This is a genomic window from Pseudomonas azotoformans, from assembly GCF_001579805.1.
GTDB lineage: Bacteria > Pseudomonadota > Gammaproteobacteria > Pseudomonadales > Pseudomonadaceae > Aquipseudomonas > Aquipseudomonas azotoformans_A.
The window spans coordinates 4,880,063-4,906,638 of sequence record NZ_CP014546.1; the positions used below are offsets into that span (position 1 = coordinate 4,880,063).

16 protein-coding genes and 1 pseudogene are annotated in these 26,576 nt (G+C 56.8%); 6 read left to right on the forward strand and 11 right to left on the reverse strand.

Translation table 11 applies throughout. From position 1 onward, the window contains the following. Positions 1 to 104: 104 nt before the first annotated feature. The gene (locus tag AYR47_RS22330; protein ID WP_061436909.1) at positions 105 to 2,714 is read left to right on the forward strand and encodes a hypothetical protein; all 2,610 of its coding nucleotides are present in this window, start codon (positions 105 to 107) and stop codon (positions 2,712 to 2,714) included. Positions 2,715 to 2,729: 15 nt separating this feature from the next. On the opposite strand, the gene AYR47_RS22335 is transcribed toward AYR47_RS22330, so the two are convergent. Beyond that, a complete protein-coding gene (locus AYR47_RS22335) occupies positions 2,730 to 3,764 on the reverse strand; it encodes a D-cysteine desulfhydrase family protein (protein ID WP_061436911.1) in 1,035 nt (344 codons plus the stop codon). A 294-nt stretch (positions 3,765 to 4,058) separates the two neighbouring features. Here AYR47_RS22335 and AYR47_RS22340 point away from each other — a divergent pair, with 294 nt between their 5' ends. Next, entirely contained in the window at positions 4,059 to 4,940 is an 882-nt protein-coding gene (locus AYR47_RS22340; RefSeq protein ID WP_061436913.1) for a LysR family transcriptional regulator, read from the forward strand. A 14-nt stretch (positions 4,941 to 4,954) separates the two neighbouring features. Here AYR47_RS22340 and AYR47_RS22345 read toward each other — a convergent pair. The 3 genes and pseudogenes from AYR47_RS22345 to AYR47_RS22355 all read right to left on the reverse strand — a co-directional run. Beyond that, positions 4,955 to 6,641 (reverse strand): annotated as a pseudogene (locus AYR47_RS22345) (peptidoglycan D,D-transpeptidase FtsI family protein); the annotation flags it as partial. 9 nt (positions 6,642 to 6,650) lie between these two features. Continuing rightward, positions 6,651 to 6,914 (reverse strand): peptidoglycan-binding domain-containing protein, encoded by a 264-nt coding sequence (locus AYR47_RS32725; protein WP_061436915.1) that lies wholly within the window; start codon positions 6,912 to 6,914, stop codon positions 6,651 to 6,653. A 235-nt stretch (positions 6,915 to 7,149) separates the two neighbouring features. Continuing rightward, the gene (locus tag AYR47_RS22355) at positions 7,150 to 8,052 is read right to left on the reverse strand and encodes a LysR substrate-binding domain-containing protein (RefSeq protein ID WP_208603909.1); all 903 of its coding nucleotides are present in this window, start codon (positions 8,050 to 8,052) and stop codon (positions 7,150 to 7,152) included. 105 nt (positions 8,053 to 8,157) lie between these two features. On the opposite strand from AYR47_RS22355, the gene AYR47_RS22360 reads away from it, so the two are divergent. Then, entirely contained in the window at positions 8,158 to 9,057 is a 900-nt protein-coding gene (locus AYR47_RS22360) for an alpha/beta fold hydrolase (RefSeq protein ID WP_061436918.1), read from the forward strand. Between the two features lie 103 nt (positions 9,058 to 9,160). On the opposite strand, the gene AYR47_RS22365 is transcribed toward AYR47_RS22360, so the two are convergent. Continuing rightward, a complete protein-coding gene (locus AYR47_RS22365; protein ID WP_033902205.1) occupies positions 9,161 to 10,030 on the reverse strand; it encodes an isocitrate lyase/PEP mutase family protein in 870 nt (289 codons plus the stop codon). 190 nt (positions 10,031 to 10,220) lie between these two features. On the opposite strand from AYR47_RS22365, the gene AYR47_RS22370 reads away from it, so the two are divergent. After that, entirely contained in the window at positions 10,221 to 10,832 is a 612-nt protein-coding gene (locus tag AYR47_RS22370; protein WP_061436920.1) for a dTMP kinase, read from the forward strand. A gap of 383 nt (positions 10,833 to 11,215) precedes the next feature. Here the strand turns inward: AYR47_RS22370 and AYR47_RS22375 are convergent, their stop codons facing one another. Continuing rightward, positions 11,216 to 16,672 (reverse strand): WGR domain-containing protein, encoded by a 5,457-nt coding sequence (locus tag AYR47_RS22375; RefSeq protein ID WP_061436922.1) that lies wholly within the window; start codon positions 16,670 to 16,672, stop codon positions 11,216 to 11,218. Next, positions 16,660 to 17,862, reverse strand: a complete 1,203-nt coding sequence (locus AYR47_RS22380) for a M48 family metalloprotease (protein ID WP_061436924.1) — start codon at positions 17,860 to 17,862, stop codon at positions 16,660 to 16,662. Before AYR47_RS22380 ends, AYR47_RS22375 begins: the two co-directional genes overlap by 13 nt. A gap of 300 nt (positions 17,863 to 18,162) precedes the next feature. Here AYR47_RS22380 and AYR47_RS22385 point away from each other — a divergent pair, with 300 nt between their 5' ends. Next, a complete protein-coding gene (locus AYR47_RS22385; RefSeq protein WP_061436926.1) occupies positions 18,163 to 19,854 on the forward strand; it encodes a DUF262 domain-containing protein in 1,692 nt (563 codons plus the stop codon). A gap of 73 nt (positions 19,855 to 19,927) precedes the next feature. Continuing rightward, positions 19,928 to 20,869 (forward strand): SMEK domain-containing protein, encoded by a 942-nt coding sequence (locus AYR47_RS22390; RefSeq protein ID WP_061436928.1) that lies wholly within the window; start codon positions 19,928 to 19,930, stop codon positions 20,867 to 20,869. Positions 20,870 to 21,314: 445 nt separating this feature from the next. Here the strand turns inward: AYR47_RS22390 and AYR47_RS22395 are convergent, their stop codons facing one another. The 4 genes from AYR47_RS22395 to AYR47_RS22415 form a co-directional block, all read right to left on the reverse strand. Further along, on the reverse strand, positions 21,315 to 22,523 hold the full coding sequence (locus AYR47_RS22395; protein WP_061436930.1) for a hypothetical protein: 1,209 nt from the start codon (positions 22,521 to 22,523) through the stop codon (positions 21,315 to 21,317). A gap of 869 nt (positions 22,524 to 23,392) precedes the next feature. After that, positions 23,393 to 24,529, reverse strand: a complete 1,137-nt coding sequence (gene gapS4b, locus AYR47_RS22405) for a GapS4b family protein (protein WP_061436931.1) — start codon at positions 24,527 to 24,529, stop codon at positions 23,393 to 23,395. 4 nt (positions 24,530 to 24,533) lie between these two features. Further along, entirely contained in the window at positions 24,534 to 25,457 is a 924-nt protein-coding gene (gene gapS4a / locus AYR47_RS22410; protein WP_061436932.1) for a GapS4a family protein, read from the reverse strand. Between the two features lie 325 nt (positions 25,458 to 25,782). Further along, positions 25,783 to 26,532 carry a glucose 1-dehydrogenase gene (locus AYR47_RS22415; protein WP_033902871.1) on the reverse strand — a complete coding sequence of 250 codons (750 nt, stop codon included), beginning with the start codon at positions 26,530 to 26,532 and terminating at the stop codon, positions 25,783 to 25,785. Positions 26,533 to 26,576 lie beyond the last annotated feature (44 nt).

Here is a 26,576-nt window from a genome sequence, read left to right on the forward strand (position 1 = left end):
GAAGTTCATAATTGCCTGGGATGTGCCGATCGTCCGCATGTCACAAGACTGTTGCACTCACCCTTCAATAATCCCTGTCCCCACGCCCAAACAGGAGATAGGTGATGCAGGTCAATCCGGTCGACAGCAAACCCACCGCAGGCGCCAACGTGAACTGGAACAAAGCGGTATCCAGGGCGGTAGACAATCAACCGGGCGACAATGGTCTCGGCCCTGACACCCGACGCCCAAGCGGGGACTTTCGTTCTGCCCAGCAGATCATCGACGACAACCCGTTGCTGAAAAACCTCGGCAACCAGAGCGGTGTGAAGGACAAGCTGCGCGAGCGCGTCGGTGATTTCGAACATGACCCAGACGCCGCCTACCGCGCCAGCCGCGTGCTGGAACACATCGAGAAACTCGACGAGAACGGCAAGCCGACAGTCAAGCGCGCCGAACTCAATGACGCTGGCAATGGGCGTATCGACGGGTTCACCAAAGGCGGCGATGCCCGCCACGGGACAGAGGCCGGGCGCCTGCAGGACTTTGGCAAATACGGCTGGGACACGCTCAAGGGCGAACTGCCGCAACCCAAGCCGAAAACGCCGCCCAAGGGTGACGCACCGTCCAACCACCTGCCACTGCCAGGCGAAGGCCGGCCGATGGGCGATACCCGCAGCGCACAACAGATCATCGATGACAACCCGCTGCTGAAAAACCTCGGCAATCAGGGCGGGGTCAAGGACAAGCTGCGCGAGCGTGTCGGTGATTTCGAACACGACCCCGATGCCGCCTGGCGTGCCGCCCAAGTACTCAACTATGTCGAGAACTACGACGAAACCGGCAAGCACATCGACGGCGGTGACGTCGGCAACGGCCGCATCGACGGCTTCACCAAGGACGGTGAAGCCCGCCATGGGACCGAGGCGGGCCGTCTGCAGGACTTTGGCAAGTACGGCTACGAGAACCTCAAGGGCCTGGACGGTAACAGTGCCGACGACCAGATCAAGGACCTCAACGCCAAGGCCACGGAAGACGCGGTGAAGGCGGCTGGAGGGGACGCGTCCAAGGTCGGCGCCGACTATTTCACCACCGGCAAGACCAGCGCCAGCGGCGCCGATAAAGTCGCTGCGATCATCCAGCTGTCTACAGGCTTGGCCAACTACAAGGCCGGGGCGGATGCCTTCGCCCACCAGGGGCCGGATGCCGCCAAAGAGTGGTCAGGCGAGGGCAAGTCCCCAGGCGAGCAACGCGAAGACTTCATCAAAGACGTGCAAAGCCGCATCGACACGCTGAGCAAGGACCCGGACGTACAACAATTCCTCAACACCCAGGGCACCGCGCAACTGCAGAAAGTGGTCGCCGCCGACCCGGCACTCAAAGCGGAAATGGAGCGGCGCCTGGAAGCCTCATCCAGCACCGATGCCTTGGAGAGTGCCTTCGCCGCCAAGGGCGCCAGCACCACCGACGCACTGTCGAGTTTTATCAAGTACCCGGACTTCTACGCCCAGGCCCTGGGCAAGCAGCCGGACTACAAAAAGGCCTTGGACAACGCGCCGCAGGCGATCAAGGACAAGGTCCAGGCCGAGTACGCACACATCACGTCCGGCAAGGAAATGTCCGACCTGATTGCCAGTGGCATGCCGGCCGACAAGGCGGTGATCCAGTCCGGGGTGAACAAGGTGATCTTCGACGCGGTGCTCGATGACAAGACCGTGCAAGCCGGCACCTCGACGTTCAACGACGCTGCCGCCAAGCTGGGTCGCGAGGACTTGCTCAAGGGCCAGACCATCGATGACTTCTACCGTGGCCTGGGTGTCAGCGGCGCCAATGATCCGCGCCTGGAACAGGTGATCAACGACAACATTGCCGCGTTCACGCCTCCGGGAGAAGCTCCGCCGAAGACCGCCGATATCATCAGCGGTATCCGCGCGGTGGACGATGCGATGCGTGGCGGCGCCAAGTTCGACGATGCGATCAAGAAAGTCCAACTGAGTTGGGGCGGTAACCTCCCGTCCGGGGTCAGCGATGCGTATAAAACCGGGGTGATGCACGGCGTGTCCGGCGTGTTGCTCGCCGGGGCTATCGGCACGCGTATCGCCAGCGGTAAGGGCGGCAGCACGGCGCAGACGGTGGGCCAGTCATTCCAGGCGGCGGGTCTGTTCCTGGAGGGCGGCGCCAAGTTTGTCCAGGATCAGTTCGACCGCACCAAACAAGGCACCTACAAGTTTGACGCGCCCAAGTACGTGAAAGACGTGGAAAACATCGGCAAGAGCCTGGGCGGCGTGGCGGGTAACGTGCTCGGCCTGGTGACCGGGGCGATTTCTGCGAAGAACTCCGCCCAGAGTGGTGACAAGGTCGGCGCAGGCTTCCAGGGCACCTTTGCCGGGCTCAATGGCCTGTCGGCGGTGGCGGGCGCAGTAGAAGTGGCCACGTACGTGGTGCCGCGAATCACGACCGTGGCGGCAGGTGTCGCCGAAGCCGCAGGTGTTATCGGCGGTGCCGCAGGCGCCTTGGCCGGTGCCGTGGGCGGTATTGCTGCAGTCGGCGGGCTGATCTACGCGATCATTGCCGACATCAAGGCCGACAATGCACGCAAGAAACAGCAAGAGGATTGGTACACCGGGCTCAAGGACCAATTGGATGATTTTGGCGTTACACCGCCGCCCTTGGACGTGATCATCGCGCCGAAGAACGGCTATATCGAGGTGGGCAACCCCAGCGCCAACTACTGACCGACGGAAGGGCGCTCACGCCTGGGTCAATGCCGCGCGGTAGGCAAACAACCCAGGCGTGCCACCCGTCATGACGAACAACACATTGTCGCCACGGCGAAAACGACCTTGGCGCAGGTCGGCCAACACCCCGGCAAACGCCTTGCCGGAGTACACAGGGTCGACCAGCAAGCCCTCAAAACGGGCCATCAGGTGCACGGCGTCCACCATGGCCTCAGTGGGCACGCCGTAACCTTCGCCCAGTTGACCGCCGTCGACATGGATAACCGCTGCGTCGAGGTCGGCCTTGCTGCCGAGCAAGGCCAGCGTCTCCAGCGTCAATTGCAAGGTTCGGTGGGTGCTGGTCTGTTGATCATGGAGTACGGAAAACGACTTGACGATGGAAGCGCCCCTGCCCAGTAGCTCAAAGCCCGCAGAGAGCCCCGCGTGGGTGCCAGAGCTGCCGTTGGCCACCACTACTTGAGTAAAGGCGAGATCGAGTGACGCTTCCTGGCGAACGATTTCCGCAGCGCAGCGCGCATAACCCAGGCTGCCTGCCGCCGTCGACCCTCCGGTTGGAAGCACCAAGACCTTGCGGCCTTGTTCGCGCAGGTGTGCCGCCCTGGCCTCGGCCCCGGCCAACGCGTCAGCGCCCTTGGCCAGCACATGCATTTCGGCACCAAACAGCTGGTCCAGCAGCACGTTGCCGTTGAGTTCATACTCGAGCTCCGTCTTGGGCACCGAGCGTGTGAGTACCAATTCGCAGGCGATTCCCAGCCGTGCGCAGACGGCCGCGGTCAAGCGTGCATGGTTCGACTGAATACCGCCCACGGTGATAATCGTGTCAACGCCTTGTGCAAGCGCAGCCCCCAGGTGAAATTCCAGCTTGCGCAGCTTGTTGCCACCACCGCCGATGAGCATGTGGTCATCACGCTTGAGGAACAGGCCAATGCCTTGTTCGACCAAGCCCAAGTGCTGTTCCAACCGAGACGCCCGCTGAATCGGGGTTGGGCCTTGCAGCAGGTCGGCCTTGGGAAAGGCGCTGAGTGCGGTATCCAGTGGGGTTTGCATGGGGAAAGCCTCGTCGCTCAGGGTGATGACGGATGACTTTATGCACAAACGCGCCAGCAATAAATGGACCGGCCGTTTGCTGTCTACTAACCTGAGGTTAGCAATCCAGCCTTTGCGCTTCAAAGTAGAAAAGTAGCGTGAGTTAGTAATAGTCGAACCCGAAGTACTTAATACGCCGCTATCTAACTTATAAAGTTATCGCTCCGATAGTGAGTGTTGACGAACTTAACAAGCGTGCGTATTTTTCTGCGGCCTTGTTGTTAGCGTCGTTTTTTAAGGTGTGAAGATTCGCTCATGAGCAAACTCAGGCAGATGGAAGTATTTGTGGCAGTGGTCGAAGCTGGAAGTTTCGCCGACGCTGCTTTATTGGTGGGTATGTCAGCCGTCATGGTAGGCCGTCACATTCAAAGCCTGGAAACCACACTCAACACCAAATTGATTCAAAGAACAACGCGACGTCAATCGGTGACGGGCGAGGGCCGGCTGTTTTACGAGGAAGCCAAACTCGCGTTGGAGCAGGTCAAGTATGCCTACAGCCTGGTCGAGGCCTCCACCGGCAAGCCCAGCGGGTTGTTGCGCATCACCGCGCCCATGACATTGGGGGTTTCCCTGGTGGCGCCGTTGGTCTCGGACTTTATGCGCGCTTACCCGGACATCCAGATCGAGTTGATCCTGAGCAACGAGGTCATGGACCTGTATGAAAGCTCATTCGATATAGGCTTCAGGATTTCCGAACTGATCGAAGCCAATCTGATTGCCAAGCCGCTTCCGCCTTATCGCATGGTGATCTGTGCGGCGCCTCAGTACCTCCAGGCGCGGCAAACACCCACCTCGCCCGAGGATTTGCGTACGCACGATATTCTGACGCACACCTCCTGGAGCAACACATTTGCCTGGTCGCTGAAAAGCGGCGATGCGGAGTTTCCCTGGCCAGAGCGCGCAGTGCTCAAGAGCAATGACGGCCAGGTGTTGCTCCAGGCCGCCATTGCAGGTAACGGCATACTGATGCAGCCCGACTTTCTGGTCGCCAATGCCGTTAAAGACGGCAAGCTGGTCAGCATCATGGAGGCATTTTTGCCTGAGCCCAAGCCGGTACAAATTGTGTACCCGCGCCAGAAAAAGTCCCTGCCCAAGCTGGCGGCTTTTGTCGACTTCGTCATGGCCCGCCTGGGCTAACGCGCGTTTTCGCCCAGGTTGTCAGGCGGGATGTTGTACATCCGCAAGGCTTCTGCCATGACCCGACTGAACACCGGAGCCGCTACCAGCCCGCCAAAATAGCCGTTTTTGCGTGGGTTATCGATGACCACCACAATGGCAAACCGAGGATCCTGCACGGGCGCAAAACCCGCGAAGACGGAGCGGTAGGCGTTCGCTGTATAGCCCTTTACGCCGGTACTGGTTTTGCGCGCCGTGCCGCTTTTACCGGCCACATGGTAGCCAGGCACCTTGGCCCGGAATATGCCCTTGGGGGCTTCGATGACTTGTTGCAGCATGTGCTTGAGGGTATCGGCGACCGTTTGTGGGATCACCTGCACCGGGGCCGGCGCCGATGACCGGCGTAGCAGGGTGATCGGCACACTTTTGCCACCGTCTGCCAGGATCGCGTAGGCCTTGGCTAATTGGACAGCCGTGACAGACAACCCATACCCATATGAAAGCGTCGCGGTCTCGGGCCGGGCGCCATTCCCGGTAATTGGGCAAGTTGCCGGCGCGCTCACCGGGAAAACCCAGCCCGGTGTCTTGCCCCAGGCCGACACGGCGCATCAGGTCGAAGACCTTTTCACCGCCGATATCGAATGCCACCTTGCTCATTCCCACGTTGCTCGAGCGGATCAGGATGCCGGTCATGTCCAGCACCGGCCCCTGGGTCCTGGACAGGTCTCGGATCGTATACCGGCCAATCTTGAGGATCCCCGAACCGACCTCGACGGTATCGGTAGGCTTCCAGCGCCCGGACTCCAGCGCCGCGCTCATGGAAAAGGGCTTCATCGTCGAGGCCGGTTCAAACACATCAATCAAGGCCCGGTTGCGCATCATCACCGGTTGGAGATGGCTTCGGTTGTTGGGGTTGTAGGTGGGGTAATTGACCATGGTCAGCACCTCCCCGGTGCGGACATCCATGATGACCACGCTGCCTGCGAAGGCATCATTGGCGCTGATGGCGTCCTGAAGCTCCCGGTTTGCCATGTATTGCAAGCGCAGGTCCAGCGACAACGCCAGGTCCTGCCCTGGCCTTGCCGGCTTGGCGGTACCCAGGTCGCGGATGAGGCTGCCACGCCGGTCCTTCAGGACTTGCTGGCGTCCCGCAACCCCTTTCAACACATTGTCGAACGCCAATTCGATGCCTTCGCTGCCTTTGTCGTCGAGATCGGTGAACCCCACGACATGGGCGGTCAGAGCACCTGCCGGATAGAAACGACGGGATTCCTCCAGGCTGTACACGCCGGGGATGTGGTTGTCATGGACCCCGTGGGTGATCGCATCGGCTTTGTCCGGTGGCAGGCGCCGGCTCAGGTAAACAAACTCTTTATGCGCGTTTTTTTTCAGGAACGCGGCCAGCCGTGGTACAGGTATCTCCAGCAGCGCCGCCAGCAACGGCCATTTGTCTTGCGCAATGGCAAGCTCCCGGGCATTGGCCCAAAAGGAAATGACGGGGGTACTGACAGCCAGCGGTTCGCCATTTCTATCGGTGATCAGGCCGCGCTGCGCGGGAAGTGGGAGATGGCGCAGGCTGCGGGCATCCCCTTGTTTTATCAGGAACTGCCGGTTGATGACCTGCAAATCGAGGATGCGCCAGGAGATCAAAGCGACCAGCGCTGCAAAGAGTGAGATGACCACTCGAAAGCGCCAGGGGAATTCAGTGACAGGCAGGTTCATAGAAATGGCTTACTGGCTAAACCATTCAGGTGTGTCGATATTGAGTTTTTCCAGGGTGGCGGAGTTAATGCTGCCGGTGATATTCAACTCCAAGTCCATTTGAAACAGGAACAGCGCGGTTTCGGTCTCCTGCCCGACGATGCCATCGATCTCCCCGGTGTAATACTCCCGCTCGGCCAGGGCCTTTTGTACGCAAACAACCAAGGCAACGCCCTGGCGTGAGGCCAGTGCATCAGACAGTAAGTAAGGGGTCGTGTAATACGGCTGTTGCATGTTCTTCTTTAGTGAATCGGCAACGTTATACAGCCCATAGGCAGGGACAGGTGCCTGGGAGGCCTGAGTGCATGTCGCAACTAACAAACACCCAGACAGTACAGCGCCGTGAACCCTAACCTTGTTGCATATCCTATTCACGGTACTGCCTCGTTGCGTTGATTTGAAAGCGTGTATCGGTTTTACGATACAGCAGGGATACACGCTAAAAAACGCAGCACGGGTACTTTTTGAATTAACCGTTGGTTTGGAATGAGTGCGAGATAAAACGGCGGCGTCTGCCAATGTCCTTGACGGACTCGACCAAGGTCCTGAGGGGGCCTTCGGCTTTGTCGTAAAAGGCATAGAACCGTGCGCAGGCCAGGGGCGGTAGACCTTCAGCTGCCCCCAGCTCTTTAATACCTTCGCGCAGTTGGCTACGGGCCAAGGGTGCAACGGCAAAACCGGCCAGGGCGGCGGAAATGCACCCGGCCATGCTGCTGCTCTCGAATGCTAGCCGCCAATGCCGCCCTGCACCTGACAATGCGCGGATGGCGGCTTCACGATACACACAGGGCTCCGGGAATACCGCCAGTGGAACAGGGCTGTCATCAGTGAGTACGGCCTTTGAATTGAACGCCCACACCAGCGGTTCTTCCCACAGCAGATCGCCTTCATCCGTCACTCGGCTGCACTGTTTGCCGAACACCACATCGAGTTTGCCTTGCTGCTGCTGTTGCAGTAGATCAGAGGTGATGCCGACTTTCATTTCAATGGCCGTGCGCGGAAAACTGCGCCCGAAGACTTGCAGTACCTCGGCCAACCACGTGCCTGCGAAATCCTCGGAAGAGCCAACACGGATTCGGCCCTCGACATTCGAGCCGCGCAACTTTGCGCGAAACTCCCGTTCCAGCGAGGTGATGTTTCGCGCATAGGTGTAGAGCAATTCTCCCTCGGGGGTCAGCGCCAGACGGCGGGTTGTCCGGGTCAGCAGCCGGACCCCGACGTCGTCCTCCAGACGCTTGATATGGCCACTGACGGCCGAAGGCGTGATGGCCAGCACCTCCGCTGCTGAGGCGAAACTGCTTGAATCGACCACCGTCAAAAAGGTCCGCAGCAGGGAGAGATCCAGGGAAACGGCGGCATTGTCCAGGCTCACGGCATTCACCTCAAAAAGTTGTCAATCAGTCGTAATTCATCATGAATCAGTTTGTTTCGCGGCGATAGCATCTGTCTGAGCTAATCGCCTGGAGCCTGAACCACCATGAATTACGCCTTTGTGTCCACACCGCTGTTGAACGTCGGTTATCTGGAATGGAACCCCGGCTCGAACAGAGTCGCCGTACTGGTGCATGGCTGGCCGGACAGTCCTGAAACCTGGATGCGCACCGCAACAGCCTTGGCCGATGCCGGCTTTCGCGTATTGGCGCCGGCACTGCGGGGGTTCGCGCCCACCACGTTCCGTGACCTCGACACACCACGCAGTGGCGCATTGGCAACCTTGGGGCTGGACCTGCTGGATTTCATCGACGCCCTGGATTTGCAAGCGCCCGTGCTGGTCGGCCATGACTGGGGAGCCAGGGCTGTTGCCAACGCCTGCGGGCTCCGGCCGGGTGTTGCTTCGGCCTTGGTGATGGTGTCGGTGGGCTACGGGACCAATGATCCTCATCAACCCATTTCCCTCCAGCAAGCGCGAAATTACTGGTATCACTGGTTTATGGCGACACCCAGGGGGCGCGAAACAGTTGAACAGAATCGGCATGAATTCGCCCGCACTCTGTGGGAGACCTGGTCACCTGCCGGATGGTTTACGGAGGACGATTTCCAGACCGCCAGCCGTGCATTCGAGGGGCCGGATTGGGCGGAGGTGGTGTTGCATTCCTACCGCCATCGATGGGGATTCGTTGACGGCGATGCGGTATCGGATGCCGCAGATTTGAAACTGATTCCAGCCCCGGTCCTGTCGCTACCAACCCTGGTCCTGCATGGCGGTGCCGATACGTGCAACCACCCAGACAGCTCCAAAGGCCGTGAAGCGTTCTTTTCCGGGCACTACGAACGGGTCGTTATCGAGGGGGTGGGGCATTTTCCACAGCGCGAGGCGCCTGAATTGATTGCCTATGAAATCTTGAGATTTCTGCAGCAAGCCACCCGGGTCGGTTAAACCCTGCGGTTCCATTCAGTTTTGTTCCAGCGCACTCGACAGCCATTGATCAACCGGGGCGTTGGAACTTTTTTTGCCAGCAAGGAAAGCGGAGCGGGGCGCTTTACTCCTTGACGTCCATGAATTCTTCAGCCCACGCCACGTAGTTTTCCGGCAGCGTGTAGGTGTGCGTCAACTCGGTGGCACTGAGGTTATCGGTGCTGTGGGTCAACTGGCGTTGGGCACGCAGGCTGTCATAGGTCGCCTTGATCGCGGCAAAGTAAGCGCCGTGGCCGGCAACCACCACACGCACGCCGAGACTCGCCAAGCGCTTGGCGTCATTGAGCTTGGGATTGCCGTAAGTCACCAGCATCAGTGGCACCGTCAGGTTCTCTGCAATCTTCTCCAGATGCTCGAAGTCCGCTACACCGACCATGCAAATCCCATCGGCGCCGGCTTTCTGATACGCCAGGGTGCGCTCGATGACGGCTTCGGTCGGCAACACACCGGCATTGGTCCGGGCAATGATCGACAACTCAGGATCAACACGGGCTTCCAGCGCGGCGCGGACCTTGCCGATGCCTTCTTCAATGGAGATCAGGTCGGTGGACTTGCGGCCAAACTGCGCGGGCAGCAACGTGTCTTCAATGGTCAACGCGGCCACACCGGCACGCTCAAGCTCTTCGACGGTGCGCATCACGTTCAGCGCGTTACCGTAGCCGTGGTCGGCGTCGGCAATGAACGGCAACTGGGCAACACGCCCGATACGGGTGGCTTGCTCAACGAACTCACTCAGGGTGATCAGCGCGAAATCGGGTGCGGCCAATACTTGTAACGACGCAACGGAGCCACCGAGGATGCCGACTTCAAAACCCAGGTCAGCGGCAATGCGCGCCGACATCGGGTCAAAGACGGATGCGGTTTCAACGCAGGTTGGGGTGGCAAGCAATTCACGGAATGTGCGGCGCAGGGCTGAGTGAGAAATCTTTGGCATGGGCTTTCCTGGTTCTGGTCATCGTCTTGTGACGATCAATGTCTATTCGTGGTGGGGCGAGATTAACATGCGGGTGGAGGGGAGATGATGACGTTTCAGCATTAGGGTGGGGGCTAATGCCAGGATGAGCTGATTGAATTCCAGAAATGCAGTTAGAGTGGTCAGCATTGCCTCAAGTGCTGCGTGAAAAATGAACTCTCCGCTTTTTGTTTCTCTGGACGGGCCTAAAGGCACCGGCAAAACCACGCTGCTGGAGGCCGTAACGGCAGCGCTGAGGGCAGACAATATGAAAGTCATCCGGCTGTGCGAGAGAAAAAGCGATCCGTACAGAAGGGAAACCATGGCGCTTGTTAACGAACTGGCCAGGAATTCTTCGCGGGACATGGAATGGGCTGTGTGCGAACGCTTTGCTGACAGTCGTAGCTGGATTTCCCGGAACGTGCTGGCCCAGCAGCCGCGGGGCAGCATTATCCTGATGGATCGCTGGTATCCGTCTGATGCTGCGTTTCGACACACCATCCCATTTGCAGAGATTCTCCAGATGAATCTGGGGCGCAACGTGCGAGTGCCGGATCTGCATGTTGGAGTCGTCACCGCGCCGGATATTTCATGGGCAAGGGCAACGGCACGATCACGTGGATTGGGTGGCACGGTGATCCACAAGTACTCAGAGCATGTCGTGTGTACCGAGAGGTTCGAGAGAGCCGTTGCGGATCATGGTTGGGTGCTGTGCCGTAATGAAGGTACGGTCGAAGATGCGGTGAAGCAGGTGGTGGCTGAGATCCAGAAAATAGTGCGTTGATATGAACAGCCAGATACGTAATTTTACAAGTGGGCGATGTCAGATGTTCATGTATCGGTCAAAGCGCTGTTATAGCTGGTTAGCTTTCTATGAATGGGAGTGGGTGTTCATCTATATGTGTTCATGAAGCTTGTTCGTCAAGTACAACGGCAGCAGCGTCTGCTTGGAGATGGGCAACCTCAAATAGGAGGGAAAGACATTGCCGTGGTTCACGAAGAGTCCCGAAATCGCTATGTCCAGCGCCTTGCTCAAATTGTGGAGCCGAATGTTCATAAATTGATGCTCATGACAGACAGCTCTCTAGGGGGCCGCCCCCTTTTTCGGACCGCTGCAGCGCGTTCAGATTGAACGCGCTTGTCTGATTCATGCTGGACCGACTGAGCTCACCCCGAGGTGATTGAACCCGCCTGCTCTTGATACCCTTTGCGCAGTTTCTCCGTGATCAGCTTTTCCGCTTCACGCAAAGCACGTTCAGGGCTGTCGAGGGACTTGATCAGGGTCTGACCCTTGGTGCCGATACGGCCAAAATGCACCGTCACCTCGGCCTCTGCGACACCAATACGCCAGAACTTGTTTGAGTTGCCTTCACCGAAGGTGAACTCGCGCATCAAGGGTGTCGCTTCAGCGGTGACAGGTGACTCAGCCTCGATCTCGACGCTTTCCTCTACCTGTTCCGGTTCTGGCAGCGCAGGGGCTTCCTCACCTCGCAGGAGCGATTCGATGCGATTGAGTACGTCCTCCGGATCGCGCAGCCAGTCATGGCTAAGCACGTCGATGATCTTCCAGCCGAAACTGCGCAGCACCGTCGGGCGGAAGATGTAGCGCTCACGCACGTCCGTGGCCGCTGCGGTGTCGCCGTCCAGCAGCACGCCGAGGCTGAAGTGTTCGCCGCTGGCGTCACTGATCGCCAGGTCACAGCGGAACTGCGAACGCCCGACATATTCCTGGACCGAATGCCCGCGTTTGCGCAACGCGGCGGCGAGGGCGCTGCGCAGGTGGTCCTTGGGCAGGCTGACGGCAAAGGATTGCTTGGCGCCTGGGTTGAGGTTGGCGAGGATGCCTTGGGAGCGCGGCGCATCCCCAGTGGCACTGGCCTGGGCAAACTGCAGGAACGCACGCAATGCAGCGGCACCATCGTTGTGGGTGTTGGTGATGGCCTCGGACTCAATGCTGGAGACGATCGCCATGCGCTTGCGGGCGCGACTGAAGATCACATTCAGGCGTTTTTCCCCGCCACGCTGATTGATCGGGCCGAAGTTCATCAACATCTTGCCGTTCGGCCCTGGCGCGTAGCAGATGCTCAGGATGATCACATCACGCTCGTCCCCCTGGACGTTTTCCAGGTTCTTGACGAAAAGGCCATTGAATTGCCCGGCATCTTCACGCACATACTCGCGCTCAAGCCGTGTGGCAAAGGCCGAGTCGCTGCTGGCCAAGTCTTCCAACGCCTGCTCGATGGCGCCTTGCTGGGCCTCGGAAAACGCCACGATGCCCAGGCTCAGGCCGGTCTCGCGTTGCAGCAGTTCACGCACCAGGTTGGCGATATAGCGTGCTTCGGCCAGGTTGCTGCGGCTGAGATAGACACCGTCGCTCATCTTCAAGAAGCTGATCGGGCTTTCCAACAGCGTGTCGGCACCTTGGATCACGGCCTCGGTATCCGTGGAGTCCAGTGCGGCGTGGGCCGGGGCAGGGCGCTCGATACGACGGTCGGGAATGGTGATCAACCGCCCTTCATAGAACGCTGCGTTGGAGAAACTGATCAAGGCTTCGTGGCGGCTGCGGTAGTGCCACGCCAGCAGGGTCGCCGGCAGGTTACGCGCGGCTTGGCTGAGCAGGCTGTCGGCATCCAGGTTGATAGCGATCTGTTCGCCGTCCTCCATGGCAATCAGTTCGTTATCGTCCTGGTCGCCGGCACTGGAGAAGAAGTTGGTCGGTGGCAACTGCATCTCGTCACCCACCACAATCACCTGCTGCGCACGGCTCAGGGCCGGCACGGCTTCTTCGCTGGGTATCTGGCTGGCTTCGTCGAAAATCACCACGTCAAACAGGTCCGGCGTCAATGGCAGGGTGTCGGACACCGACAGCGGACTCATCAACCAGATGGGCTTGAGGTCGTTGATCACCCGGCCACTGTCACCACTGGCCATTTCACGAATGGAGCGATAGCGCATGGTCTTGCCCAGCTCATGCTCCAGTTCACGGCGACCCTTGGCGTAGGCTTTCTTGAACTCGCGCGCCTGGGCGTCCAGTTGCGTCACCGACATCGCCGATTGCTTCACATGCTCCAGAAAACGCTGGTGCAGCGTCGCGCTGAGCACATGAGCGTTGCCTTTGAGCAGGTTGCTTTCTGCCTGGCTGACCTGGCGCGCGGCCAAACTCAAGGCCGGGCCATCGAAGCGGGCCAGCTGTGGGTTGGCGCGGTACAGGCGGGTCAGGTTTTCCTGGGCAATCAAGCCGTCCAGTGCACGTTGCGCCAAGGCGTACTGTTGCACGACCGCGAGGCAGACAGGATTGGCCTGGTGCAGCTCATTGAGCAGGGGCAGGGTATCGGGCAGTTCGTCGAGTTCTTCACGCAGATCGCGCAGGTATTCCGCCAACTCGCCCAGGCTTGGCGCGAGGTCGAACACACAATGTTGCGCGACCAGCTCGGCCAGGCGCGCCAACGGCTGACGCAGGCTGGCTTCCTGGCGCACGCCGGGGAGGGCGTCCGGGTTACCCCGCAGGCTCTCGACCCACTGGCGCAACAGCGGTGATGCGCTGAGCTGCTGGAGCAGGGCTTGCAGGTTGTGCACGAACAGGTCGATGTCCGGGATGCCATAACGGCTTTGCAAGCGTTGCTGCTCGGCGTGTAACTCGGCCGTGGCGCGGTGCTCACCCGCCAGGTTGTCGAGCACACTGCGCAAACTCGGGCGAATCGCGTGCTGGCTGAAGTCGTAGCGTCGTTGCAATTCACCGCGCAGCCGCCACCAGGAGGGTTGCAGCCAACGCAGCGGCGAGCTTTCCAACCGCTGTACCAGCTCAAGGGCCGCCTGGGTGTCTTGCGGCGCCAGTTTTTCACGCCAGTGGTGGGTGGATTCGCGGGCGTTGTGTTGCTGTACAGCCAGTGCCTGCAACGCCGCCTGTTCCGCATGCAGCGCTTGAGAGCCTGATGAGCCAGGCTCTAGCAGATCGAGGTGCGCGGCCAGGTTGGCGCTGGTCAGTTGCTCGGCGGCCTGGGTCAGTACGCACGCATCTGCCAGGCGAGTATTCCCGGACAGTAGGCTCGACGATGACTCCAGAAACAGTTCGACACTGTCCATCAACCCACTGGCTTCATCCAGGAATGCCTTGAGTTGACCATACGCATGTTCATGGGTAATCAGGCTTGAGGCCAAGCGGCTGAAAGGATGCCGTGCAAAGCTGTCAAGGCCGAAACGTTCTTTGATCGCCTGATACACGCGGCCGGTCAGCTCGCTTTGGGCCTGCCAATGACGCCATTCGGGCAGACGCTCCAAGGCTTCGGGTGGTAGCTTGGCAACCACGGGCGGCAGCTCGATCAGATGACGCACCAGCTCGCGTACCGAGCATGCCAAGGACTCCGGCACGCCCGTCATGGCCTGTTCAAAACGCTCGATCAAGCCCAGCTGTTGGCTCAGGCCGGCCAGTAAGGTGTCGCGCTGCGCTTGCAACTGCGGCGACTGCGCATCGCCGGCGATCCAACGCTCATAGCACTCGCGCAGGTTACCCACGAAGGCTTTCTTATCGGTCTGGGAGTCATGGATCAGGCAGCACAAGTCGCCCAGTTCACTTTGTTGCAGGCGATGGAATACCACGTCCAGTGCCGCACGTTTCTCGCAGACAAACAGCACTCGCAGGCCGCGACCGGCATAGTCCGCGATCAGGTTGGTGATGGTCTGGGATTTACCCGTGCCCGGCGGCCCCTGAATAATGAAGTTGCGTCCGGTGCGGGCCAGGCTGACGGCAGCATTTTGTGTCGCATCGCCGGCCACCACGTTCCACTGTTCCGGGAGTGGGATAGGGTCGGGGGCCTGGACCTCGACATCGCGAGGCTCGATGGAGAACATCCGGTCAAACGCTTCGTTCTGCGCCGGCTCGTCGATCAACTGCGCATAGTCACGCACCAGCGACATCTTGCGATAGTTGAAGTTGGCCAGGGTCACCTGGGTCAGGTCGATGTCCCAGGCGTAGCGATGCCCCTGGTTCTCGGGCAGGGCGAAGGTGCTGTTTTCGGCGCTGCTCGCAACCATCTGAGGATGTTGATTGCGCAGCACAGGTTTGGCGCCTACGGCCAGGCGCAGCGGCAACTCACTGGGCAGGACCTTCTGCTGGAACCATTGCAGGCCCAGCGGACGGAAATCTTCGCGGTCGTAGCTGAAATCCGGTTTCACCAAAGGCGTCGACAGGCGCTGGCGGGCACGACGGCGTTGGAAGTGGTGCAGATGCTGCACGGCCTTCTGGTGGATCAGCTCGATTTGCGGTTTGCTTTGCAGGCGTAACTCGACGCCGGGTTCGGTCAGTTTGATCTGGCGCGCAATATCGGCGTGGATGTCTTCCAGCGAAGTCTTTTGCAGGTCGACGGTTTCCGGCAACTGGATATCGTAGAGCTGACGCAGTTGATGGCGCAGGACCGGGTTGAATTCGGCCTCGGTTTCGTCGCACTGCAACACGAACTGGTCACGCACGCCTTTTTTGCGACTCAACTCCACTGGAAGCCACAGCAGCGGGGTGACGATGCGTTCTTCCGGCGTGTCCTTGAGGTTGTGCCAGCGCATGAAGGCCACCACCAGGCGCAGGTTGCTGAAGCCGAACTCGGCACGGTCGCGGCGGGTTTCCTGAATGATGCGCTCCAGCGACGCCTGCAACCAAGTCTGGTCTTCAAAGCGCAGCCACTGTTGCAGGCCAACGGGCTTGCCGCTCAGCACTTGTTCGGAAAACCCGCCGAAGGTCGGCTGCCAGGTGCACAGCGCTTCAGGCCGGATGCTTTCAATGCGCATCACTAACGGCACGCTGGCCACGGTCAGATTGACATTGGCCTGGGTCGGCCGGAAATACAGCAAGCGATTGCGCCGCGATAGGTCAAACAAGCGGTTGCGCAGATGTTCCAGCACCACCGTACGCCGCGATGCCGGGCCTTCAGCCTGGGCCAGCACACGCTCGACATCCAAGCTGGCCGGCTGTTCGCGCCAGGACTCCAGGCGCCGCGCCAGCGAGCCCACATCCGTGGCACGTTCGTGGCGGTTGAGCTCCGTCATCTCGACGATCAGGTTGGCCAGCACCGGGTTGAGCCGGCCATTGAGCTGGAACAGATTGCGCCGGTGCCGGGCAAACGTCTTGACGTCATTGATATCGGCAAAATCCAACCCGCACGCCAGGCACGCCAGCAACTGGCCGAGCTGGAATATGTCGGTGATCTCATCGTGGTGCCCGAGGCGATGCTCCCAACTGTGCAGGTCCGGAAGGAACACCGGGTGGTCGATGGCCTGATGCAGGTCCTCCTGGACCTGCAGGTCGGTAATGGCCACGCCGCTTTCCGAATCCCGGGTCAGGCGGACTTTGCCGACGACGTTCAGAGCCGATTCCGGATTGGGCTGCACTTGCTTGATCGCATCCAGCGCCAGCCGTGGAGGCACGCCTTCAGGGTTACGCAGTTGCAGCGTGCGTTCCGGCCCTTGCAGCACATCGAGATAACCGAGCTGGGCGACACGTCCCAGTTCGTGCAGCTGTGCCACCTGACGCAGCAGTGGCAGCGCCAGGAACAATACATCGTCGATGGGCACGGCGGCGCCATCGTGGCTCTGCAGCAATTGAGTGAACGTGACGGGTTGGATTACTGGGTCCATGTGTCGACCTCCGCTTTGAGCGCGCGAACGAGCGGGTCGAGCTCACGTTTGGGTAGTTTGATATCGCGCTTGAGCACGCTGATAAAGTCATCGGCGCTGCCGAGTTTCTTCGCGGTGCGCGCGGCATGCAGCAGAGCCTCGTCCCGCAAGTCGCGGTCCACCAGGCTCAGGTCGAGCATGATGAAGTGCAGGTATTCATGGATGCTGGTGTCGATGCGCTCGGAATTCAACGTCGTCAGGTCGAGCGGCGTTTCGTTGTCTTTCCAGTCCGGGAAAAATCCACGTACCTGATTGAGCACAACCTCGGATTGCAACAGCGGGGAGCCGATGAAATGGGCCATAAAGCCGCGGGTGAGGGTGGTCAACTCGACCTGGTCGGTCACATCCAGGCGATTGAGCGACAAGGGCCCGCGCAACCGGCGATCCAGCCAGTTATCCGTCTGCGGGAGTTGCTGCCACCAGCTGTCCACCGCCTGGGAGCGCAAAAACGTCTCCGGATGGGAGACGCCCTGGGACAGCTGGGCATCCTTACCATCCAGCTCGCGGGCCTGCTTCAAGTAACTGGCCGCATCGACGCTGACGATGCCGGTGTGAATCTTGACCAGCGAGGTAATCGACGCCTCTGACCCGTTGGCCACCAGTGCTGCGCCGCGGTCGGCATAGATTTCGGTGTGCAGGCTGTACAGACGTGCAGTCTGTTCCAGGCTGGGCGGCGTATTCACGTCGGCCATGGCGTGATTGAGAATCCGCTCGGCGGTGAGAAAGTCACCACCGTGCTCCGACCACAGCCGGTAATGAGCCAGCTCATGCCCGAGCAATGCCAGCAGTTCCTGGGCGTCGAGACGCTCAAGAATCGGCCCATAAAACACCACATGCACTTCTTCGGCCAAGTAATACAGGCTCGCGTTCATCGCGCCGTCGCCAGCTTGGTAAAGGGTGGCGGGTGCCTTGATCTGCAAACACTGCAATGCGGTTTCACAGGCCTGATAAGCCTGCGGATGGGTCTCGGGGCTCAAGCGATAAGTGTCACGCAGCAATTGCGCACGTACATCCTGGGCGTGTTCCTGCTGAACGCCCAAGGACGAGGCCCATTCCCACACGGCAGGTTCATGGGTTTTCAGGTAGTCGACCACACGCTGGTGGTATGGCAATGGCGTCAGGCTGCTGATATCCAGCGCAGGGGTACTCATCGTATTCAAACGTCCTTGAGAGGATACGGCTCCATACACTGCGTGGGCAGCAGAGACTGGGTTGGTATCCCGGTATCAGTGATCGGCAATAAACGCGGAGCATACCTAGGGGTGGGGGAAATTACTTGTGAAAGTGCATTGAGGGGACAGGGATCAATGTAGCGACCTTTCCTGTAATTCCACCGGCCTAGACTGATGTATCGGGTGGTGGCGACAGGTTGGGGGAGGGGACGAGTGGGGTATTGTTGGAATATCATGGCGCATGGCCATTGCCGCCTACCCACCATAAGGATATGTCCGTTGCAATCGTCCCTGAACCTCCAGAGCCTATTAGCTGACAAGCAAGTCATCGTTCCCGACTATCAACGCGCCTACGCTTGGGAAACGCCTTCAGACAGTAGCCGGTCTTCGCAGGTCGACGTGTTTCTTGCTGACCTTGAACGCCATCAACTCAGCCATAGCTGTTCGCCCTATTACTTAGGGCATTTCCTTTTCGAGCGCACTGACGACAAGCTCCACATTATCGACGGTCAACAACGGCTAACGACCATTACCCTTTTTCTTCAAGCATTGTTCACTCAGTTGCGCAGCCTTCGTGAACTGAACGACGATGAAAAACGCTGCTTTTCCGACCTGATCCGTTGTGGACATATGCTACGTTTCCAAACGGTTAACTATGATCGTCAGTTGATGAACGCCGTAGTACACGGTGGAGAAAAGGTTGATGTTAGCGGGCTGGAAACCAAATCGGCTCAGCGTATTCTGCGTGCCTTCAATTATTTTACTGAGCAACTGCGTCACCAGCCAGAAGCCTGGCTGGTGACGATGCTCAGAGTGTTGTCTCAAGCCCGTTGCACGGCACATATCGTGCGAGACAGGGCAGAGGCCATTCAGATGTTTATTTTCCAGAACAACCGGGGGAAACGCCCTTCGAATCTCGAGGTCACCAAGGCACAATTTATGTATGCAGTTCATCTGCGCGCAGAGGATGAACATCTCCGAGAAAACATGATTGAGGACATCAACACTCGCTTCGGGCGTATCTACAAGTCCATCGCATCTATCGGCTATCGGATTGATGAAGACGATATTCTGCTTTATACCTTGCGGGTCTACCGCAATTCGCTCTGGGAAAGCACCCCACTTGAAATGATTGAGCAGGCGTTGGTCGGCGACGAACCGCTAACCTTCATCCAGAAGTTTGTACAGTTACTGGAGTCGAGTTTTATTTACCTGTCAGTTTTTTTCGGCAAAGACGAGAAGGCTCATTTCGCGATTCACTCCCTGGTCAGCCTCGGTTCGTTGGCGATCGCGCTGCCATTCATCATCAAGGCATATCGCCAAGTCATGCCTATAACAGACATTACCGCATTGTGCTCGGCTTTCGAGAGTCTGTTATTACGACATCGTCTGATAGGCAGCCGCGCAGATCTGACATCACGACTCAACGATGTCTTCGAACTATTTTGTGAACAGGATGCGGATATCCAGCCGTTGCTGAAGCGTATCGCGTATTTGAAAACGGTGGAAAGAGGCTGGTGGGCATACTGGAATGACATGAAACTTGAAGAGGCGCTACACGGTGAAATCAGCCATGCCACTGCCCGGCATTTGCTGTGGAAGTATGAAGTTTATCTGGGAGGAAATGGTCAGCGTGGTTACCGCCCGCATCGCTTCGACCGTATAGATAGACCGGAATTAGAGCATATCGCTCCACGCAGTGAACCAGTTTGCACGCCTCATGGTTACGGAGAATATAGTGAAGACTTCAAAAGCGGATATCTGAATTGTCTGGGTAACTATTTGTTATTGTCGAAATCGCATAATTGTGCAGTAGGCAAAATCGCCTTTGCAAGCAAGTTGGCGACCTATAACCACAGTGCTCAACAGCGCGAGATATTGGCATTCTTGACCGAAGACAGATTATGGGGGATGGATGCCATTGATAAGCGTCATGAGCGGATTGTTCGGGTGCTGATGGCTCAACTGTAACCCTGTAGCGCAGGACGGAATGTAAGAGCCTGCATTAAGTGCTTCGACTGCTGATCACCCTTAGAGGAATCCCATGCTAGCTCGTGAACAACTGCTTAAACGCATCGCCGAACACCTTTCCCGTCTCAGCGTGCAAACTGAACTACTTGGAAAAATACATTTCTTCGACCTTAATATCGCGGCAGAACACTTTTATGCGAGTCTTCTTAATCAAGTGTATGGGTGTGATCTTGTCAATCTCAATCATGCCCAGATGAACGCCGCAGCGATCGACTTGGCCGATCAAAGCCGGAGTCTGGCAGTTCAGGTTACATCCCAGCGTAGTGCGCAGAAGATCAAAAAGACGTTGGACAAATTCGCTAAACATGGACTGGGAACCAGCTACACAACTTTGAAAATTGTGATAATAGGCAAGCGAACAGGCACCTACAGTACTGTATCAGTTCCGACCGGTGTCGCCTTTGACGGCAAGGCTGACGTCATCGACAATGTGTCTTTAATCAAAGATGTTTCCCTGAAGTCGGTTAGGGAGCTCCAGTGCATCCTAGATCTAATGGAGAGTGAGCTCAACTATAGTCAGGCTGCTGCATCCATCATGGATAAAACTGATAAAGATGCTCTTTTATGTTTGCGTAACTTAATGGACCGATCCGCCTTCCAGGACCCATGGGACTTAGAAGTAAGTTATCCAAAATTCCGGAGTACTATCACCGACCTTATTGAGACAATCAATACAGGGCGATCCGAAGGGGTGCTAATCACCAAGCCTCGATTTGTCTACGAAGATCATGCACTTGCTGAACACCTGAATGCGCTCTGCACTCAGCTGCGAGCGCTACGTCAGTTGTTTCAGCTTCATGTCAAAAGCGGCGAAATTGACTTAAACGCAAATGCTTGCAAGTTCCATATTCCTGAGTCTGGAGCGGCTTTCGATGCGCAACGTAATGCAATCATCGCTGGATTCAATGCCATAACGGCGCCGTACGGCCTCAAGCCATTACCCAACATTAGCTGACTCGCAATACCTAGACCACGCGTTGACGTGCCGCTGTAGTGCAGTACGTGCGGAAATTAAAGGTGAATGGAGAGAACGGGATGAAATCCAAGGACTCGACATTCACACGAAGGGCATAGCCCGTTGAGAGAGTGGAAGTCAGAAGTGGCTTTGTCGAATCCGCGAGTTAACACGCTCATAAACATATCTGACCTAATACACTATTTAACCTATGGGCGATGCGTCCCGTTCACTAGCGTCCAAGCACGTTATTAAGCTCAGCTTTTTCATCCATTGAGGTGCGAGAAGCTCATCAAATCATGTTCATAGCCGAGAAACCGCTCTCCGTCGTGATAGCCTCAACAATGTCTATCAGGTCTTGAATCATCAGCCACAATAATCCCTGACTAGCGATAGAAACTATCACTCTCTCCAACCATACAAACTCACGGTTGCCTGACCACCACTAAACCACATCGTCAGCTGTTCCAATATCTTGATGTATGCGCAAGTAAACCTTCCCGGCGATCATGTCCACGCAGCGTACCAAGGTAGTAATGGCCTGAGCATCAAAGCTGCGGTGCTCTGGGTTTTCCATGCGAATCGCATAAATTTCAGTCATATTGAAGTCTTGATGGATGACTTCTGATGTGAATGTGTACACGGTGTCATAAAAGCTTCGCCCGAGCGGGGACATCTGGGCTTTGTTGCTGACATTATTCAAGAAGTCATAGCAGTACCTCATGCTCTCAGCCCACACCTTATTTCGCTTTGTATTATCGGAGCGCGAGGCTAGGATTAGAGCCGCGTCGAACCCTCTGCGATCGACTGCAGAATGGGTCTGCAGCCAGAAGCCGACCTGCTCTGGGGCTAGCCAATCGACATAGAAGTCCAACGATATTTCATAAACGGATCGAAGCAATGCGACCGCTTGGTAATAGAAGCTGTTTTTGATCAGCAGCCTGATCGCTTGAATATTTTCACTCAGACGATAAAGGACGGAGAACAGTGTCTGATGGTAATGGATGCCGGCGCTATAGGCCCCGTTAAAGTTTTTCAGGCGCCCCGTCAGGGCGTCAATGGTGCTTTGAAGGTGCTCGAACTTTGAGTCGTCATCGGTGAACTCCTTTTTGCCGAGAAGTGAGTAATACTCGCATTTCTCCGGTAGGGGCATCGTGGAACAGATGAATCCGCCCAGATTTTCTTCGTGGAAAAACTGGTGCCTTACCTGAAATGCACTTTCCACAAGATCGGCAGAGGTCTCCAGGATGACCACGGGTACTTTGTGAATCCCCAGTTCCTTGTAAGCAAGGTAGACGTCGCTGTCGTCAGGCGCGATGAATTTAGCGTCTGAGTCTGAGTTTATGTTCTTGTAGACATAGAGCGCTGGTCGATGCCCGGATCTGATCATCTCCTTGGCATGGTCAACCATCTCTCTACGGACAGGGTCTTCGACAAGGTCGAATCGCCCGTTATTTCTCTGGAAAAAGCCATTGAGGATGTTGTCCAGCGGTAGGCGGGAGAGCAGTGCTTGTTTCTTACCATTGCTGAAGGTCAGATATTTCTTCAGGAAGATTTCGTCATCAACCAAGTCATCACGGCACAAAATCTTGTCGGCGCAGATTGTTGTGGTGATAGGTCGGCGTACGAGCTTTTTTGATTCAGTTTTGAGCATTGGTTGCTTCCTTTCAGTGTTTGCGTGCCACCGTCACCACAGAGGTAGAGTACGCAGTTTCATGCAAGCGCATCGGTCAGATCCTATCGGTTGAGGTCGCCGGTCGGACAAGGAGGATAAATTGTAAGCGACTATTAGCTACTTTCACGCCGCCGTTGTTGCGTTGGTCATCAACAAGGGAAAAAGCTGGAAGTACGCACAATTACATCCCTATTGCGATTCGTGCAAAGGGAAATGAGTAATATCGCTGAGATCTTCGATTACGCCGCAAATCTCATGAAAGACCTCGAAATGTTCTGCCAAAAGCCTAGCCTAAGACTTGACGGAAGGATCTATGAACTCAGATTTGACATGTACAAGTTCGTTTTCAACATTACGAACACTATTGCGGACAAATGCCGAAAATCCCAGAGCTCTGCGAAAAGAAGGTAACTCAGAAGCTCAACTGGCCTTATCGTGCCGAAAATAACATTGGCAAACACGACGTTTTCTGCAGCCCGTCTAACATACCAATCACCACCATCGAAGGTTTCGTGTACGCCAAGGATATTGATCTGCTTCGTTAATTTACTTGCTGTGAACCGCCTGCTTTCACATGCCGAGCAATCAAACAGATAAGGTCTAGGAAACAGGGTGCACAGCGAGTTCCAGCAGCCAACGATCGTCGAACATCTATTTCAACCCAAGACACGACCTATGTCCTGATGGACCCCGGTAAGCGGGGGCGTGCACCCCGAGCAGCCCCAAGCAATAAGGGTGATCGCGTCCGCAAAAATAGGAGGACACATTTGCCCTTAATGCTGGAGTTTGGAAGGAGCGCTCACCCGGCGCTTCCGTTCAGCCAGCTCATAGCGGCCTCACCCCGAGGACTACGGCGCAACCACACCGCCGGCAGGAATCGAGAGGGTCTTGAAGGTCTCGGTTTTCTCGGACTCCAACTCTTTCAGAATCGTTTCCTTCGCGTCATTCTTGTCGATGGATCGGCCCGTGTTGTCAAAGCTGATCTGCTTGATCCTCAATTCGATCTCACTGTCTTTTTTCTGGGCCGTAGAAAACTCTGGGAAGCCAAGCGAGATCACACAGTCACCATCGAGGCCCGAGGTGCTGAATCGGAATTTGGCATCGATCCTGTGCAGGAAAAGGCTAGGGCGGTAGGACACCTCCGAAAGAAAGTCGGAGTGCTCAAGGCTGAAGCCCTTCAAGTCCAGGTTTCGAATTTTCTCCTTCATCCAGTCCAAGGCTGTAGGGAGAATGATATCTGGATCGGGAGAGATCCCGATATCGACGACCTCTACAAACGACAAGGCGATCAACCTGCTGTGTTGCGTGAGCCCCAATAGATAGTTGAACCTGTTTTGGTTGGTGAAATCGCAAAAACGAATCGAGGTCGCCTGCTCACTTTCACTGATCTGCTTGACCGATTTAAAATGTGAAATCAGATGCCTGGACATCGCTTTGTTGGTCGTCCGTGTTTCCGGCGCAGTGTGTGTGAAGATCAGGGTGAGCTCGTCCTGAGCCTTGTTTTTCTTGATCTCGATGGAGCCTTTGAAATTTTTGCGCGAGTCAGCCCAGCTCTTGGAACGGTCAGTCCGCTCCAGCAGGTAGTCCATCCGAATCGTGTCGAGGTCTTTGTTGACCGGGTAGAACTCCGGCGTCCCCAAGACCTTGAAGTTGACGAAGTCAAGATCCAGCAGCTTGTTGACGTCCATGACGGCAGGTATCGCATCCAGCAGGGTATCCTCACCTTGCCACTTGATCGTCTGGGTGGTGATCTTGGGGTTGTCTTCCTTGGTCGTGTAGGCAAGCTGGAGCTTAGAAAACTCGCTGGGGCGAATCAGGGACAGAGTAAGGGCAGGGATGGAATGCTCTTTCTCTGAGCTGCTGATGAAGACGCCTCGGCTCTTCAGAACCGTTTTGATATCGCCGGCACCGATGTAAGGCTGAGCCAGATAAGTACGCAGCGCCTCACCCTGGGGAAGGATAGAGTCAATATTTTGATTACTCACTGCATCATCCCCTGAAATCTGCTTGATAGGATTCGAATTCGACGATTGAAGCGAACTCCTTGTTCGCGATCGACAGCTTTGCAATGTCTGCGATTTCCTCATGAGCTACGTAGTTGTAGTCAGGGAACGCGAGGGCCACCTTGTGGGGAAATTCCATGGCGATATCCATCGAAAAGCCGATCATGCGTTTCACCGCTTCGATGCTGAAAAGATCCTGGCAGCAGATAAGCAAAGATTTCCTTTCGTGCTCCTGGATGAAGAAGGGGATCAAGCCACTGTTGAGGTATTCGGGAGGCAGTATTGTCCCGTTTGTGACTCTCTGAATGGGGCTTACGTTTTTCCCAGTCGAGGGGTAGAGGAAGCGAACATTCTCTGCACCGAAGCGATTTCTTGCGTACGTGATGGTATCGAATAGAAAACTGGCTCGATGATTATCAATGACGTAGATCGTGCCGTAGTTGGCGCTATCCAGATTCCGCGAACCCGCCACTTGGCTGACCACATCCGCCTCTGCGTCCGATGCGGCGCTGAACCAGCAAAGGATGCCTGCAAGCGACTGACCACTCGCGCCGGGATAGCCTAGGTTGACCGACCTTTTCAGCGGCGAGCGATTGAAGCATTCGACTGTCGTTGCAAGGTCGGCGAAATGCTCTTTGAATATTGTGCCAGGTGAAGTCGGGTAAGGGCCCGATGTAAATTTCGAAGAAATGACGAGGTGCTTGAGGACGCCATCTTCCAGTGGGGATAGGCAGCTGAAGACAAAATCGGCACCATGAGTTTTTCTGGAATTGCCGGTCGTGCTATGGGGGACAGGTTTTACACAGTCGAACTCGTGCCCCTTGAGTGCTGCCTTCCAACCTATCAGGTTGAGCAGCGCCTCCGTGATGTTTTCACCGCGCTCGCCCAGCTTCTTTGACCATTCGCCCATCACACGTCCCTTGAATAATGAATGTCTTGCAACCCAATGCCGCCAGAACGCTACGGAGGTTGAGGCATCATGTCTAGTGGCAATTTGTCAGCAAATCGACGATGGATTGTCTGGTTCGAGCGATAATGGCTATATGAACAGGAAGGACATGGCCCGTTGAGAGAGTGGACATCAGAACCGGATTTGTCGAATCAGCGACTTAGGTGGCCCATAAACATCTATAACATAATACTTTATTTAACATAATATACATTATGCGTAATATGGTATTGCGTAATCAGGGGCAGTGCCCATCAGATTTCAACAGGCAAAACCCCTATCTCACTCAAACCTGAGCAAAGCCTCCATCGACAAACATTTCACTGCCAGTCATGAAGCTGCTCTCATCCGATGCCAGGAACAACGCTGCCGCTGCAACTTCTTCCGGCTTGCCAATGCGGCTCAACGGAACCTGCGCGGTCATGTCGTCGATGATTGCGTCTTTCTGGCCTGTACCTGAAAGCGCCAAGTCCAGACCCGGTGTCGAGATCGGCCCTGGTGAAAGTACATTCACACGAATGCCGGTGCCTTTCAGGTCCAGTGCCCAGCTCCTGGCGAAATTACGCAGCGCCGCTTTTGTGGCGCTGTACACGCTGAATGCTGGTGTGCCCATGGTGCCTGTGGTCGAACCTGTGAGGATCACCGAGCTGCCGGCGCTCATCAGTGGCAAGGCTTTTTGTACGGTGAACAACGTGCCTTTGACGTTGATGCCGAAGGTACGGTCAAACGATTCCTCCGTGATCGAGCCGATCGGCTGGAAATCCCCCAGGCCTGCATTGGCAAACAGCACGTCGACCCGGCCTTTGGCGGCTTTGACTTGGGTGAACACCCGATTGAGGTCGTCCAGTTTTGAAATGTCGCCTTGTATGGCGATGGCTTCAGGGCCGATCAGTTGCAGCGCCTTGTCCAGTTCCTCTTGTCGACGGCCTACAATGACGACTTGAGCGCCTTCCGCCGCGAAGCGAATGGCGGTTGCCAGGCCGATGCCGCTGTTGCCACCGGTTATGACTGCGATTTTTCCGTTGAGCCTGCTCATGGTGAACTCCAATGAATAAGGTTGAGGCCCAACTGTAGATCCGT

What these genes read in the sequence shown, in the direction of transcription:
- AYR47_RS22370 (WP_061436920.1), top strand. Translation starts at nt 10,221, where the DNA reads ATGAACTCTCCGCTTTTTGTTTCTCTGGACGGGCCTAAAGGCACCGGC.
- AYR47_RS22380 (WP_061436924.1), bottom strand. Translation starts at nt 17,862, where the DNA reads ATGAGTACCCCTGCGCTGGATATCAGCAGCCTGACGCCATTGCCATAC.
- AYR47_RS22375 (WP_061436922.1), bottom strand. Translation starts at nt 16,672, where the DNA reads ATGGACCCAGTAATCCAACCCGTCACGTTCACTCAATTGCTGCAGAGC.
- AYR47_RS22395 (WP_061436930.1), bottom strand. Translation starts at nt 22,523, where the DNA reads ATGCTCAAAACTGAATCAAAAAAGCTCGTACGCCGACCTATCACCACA.
- AYR47_RS22390 (WP_061436928.1), top strand. Translation starts at nt 19,928, where the DNA reads ATGCTAGCTCGTGAACAACTGCTTAAACGCATCGCCGAACACCTTTCC.
- AYR47_RS22340 (WP_061436913.1), top strand. Translation starts at nt 4,059, where the DNA reads ATGAGCAAACTCAGGCAGATGGAAGTATTTGTGGCAGTGGTCGAAGCT.
- AYR47_RS22360 (WP_061436918.1), top strand. Translation starts at nt 8,158, where the DNA reads ATGAATTACGCCTTTGTGTCCACACCGCTGTTGAACGTCGGTTATCTG.
- AYR47_RS22335 (WP_061436911.1), bottom strand. Translation starts at nt 3,764, where the DNA reads ATGCAAACCCCACTGGATACCGCACTCAGCGCCTTTCCCAAGGCCGAC.
- gapS4a (WP_061436932.1), bottom strand. Translation starts at nt 25,457, where the DNA reads ATGGGCGAATGGTCAAAGAAGCTGGGCGAGCGCGGTGAAAACATCACG.
- AYR47_RS22415 (WP_033902871.1), bottom strand. Translation starts at nt 26,532, where the DNA reads ATGAGCAGGCTCAACGGAAAAATCGCAGTCATAACCGGTGGCAACAGC.
- AYR47_RS22365 (WP_033902205.1), bottom strand. Translation starts at nt 10,030, where the DNA reads ATGCCAAAGATTTCTCACTCAGCCCTGCGCCGCACATTCCGTGAATTG.
- AYR47_RS22330 (WP_061436909.1), top strand. Translation starts at nt 105, where the DNA reads ATGCAGGTCAATCCGGTCGACAGCAAACCCACCGCAGGCGCCAACGTG.
- AYR47_RS32725 (WP_061436915.1), bottom strand. Translation starts at nt 6,914, where the DNA reads ATGCAACAGCCGTATTACACGACCCCTTACTTACTGTCTGATGCACTG.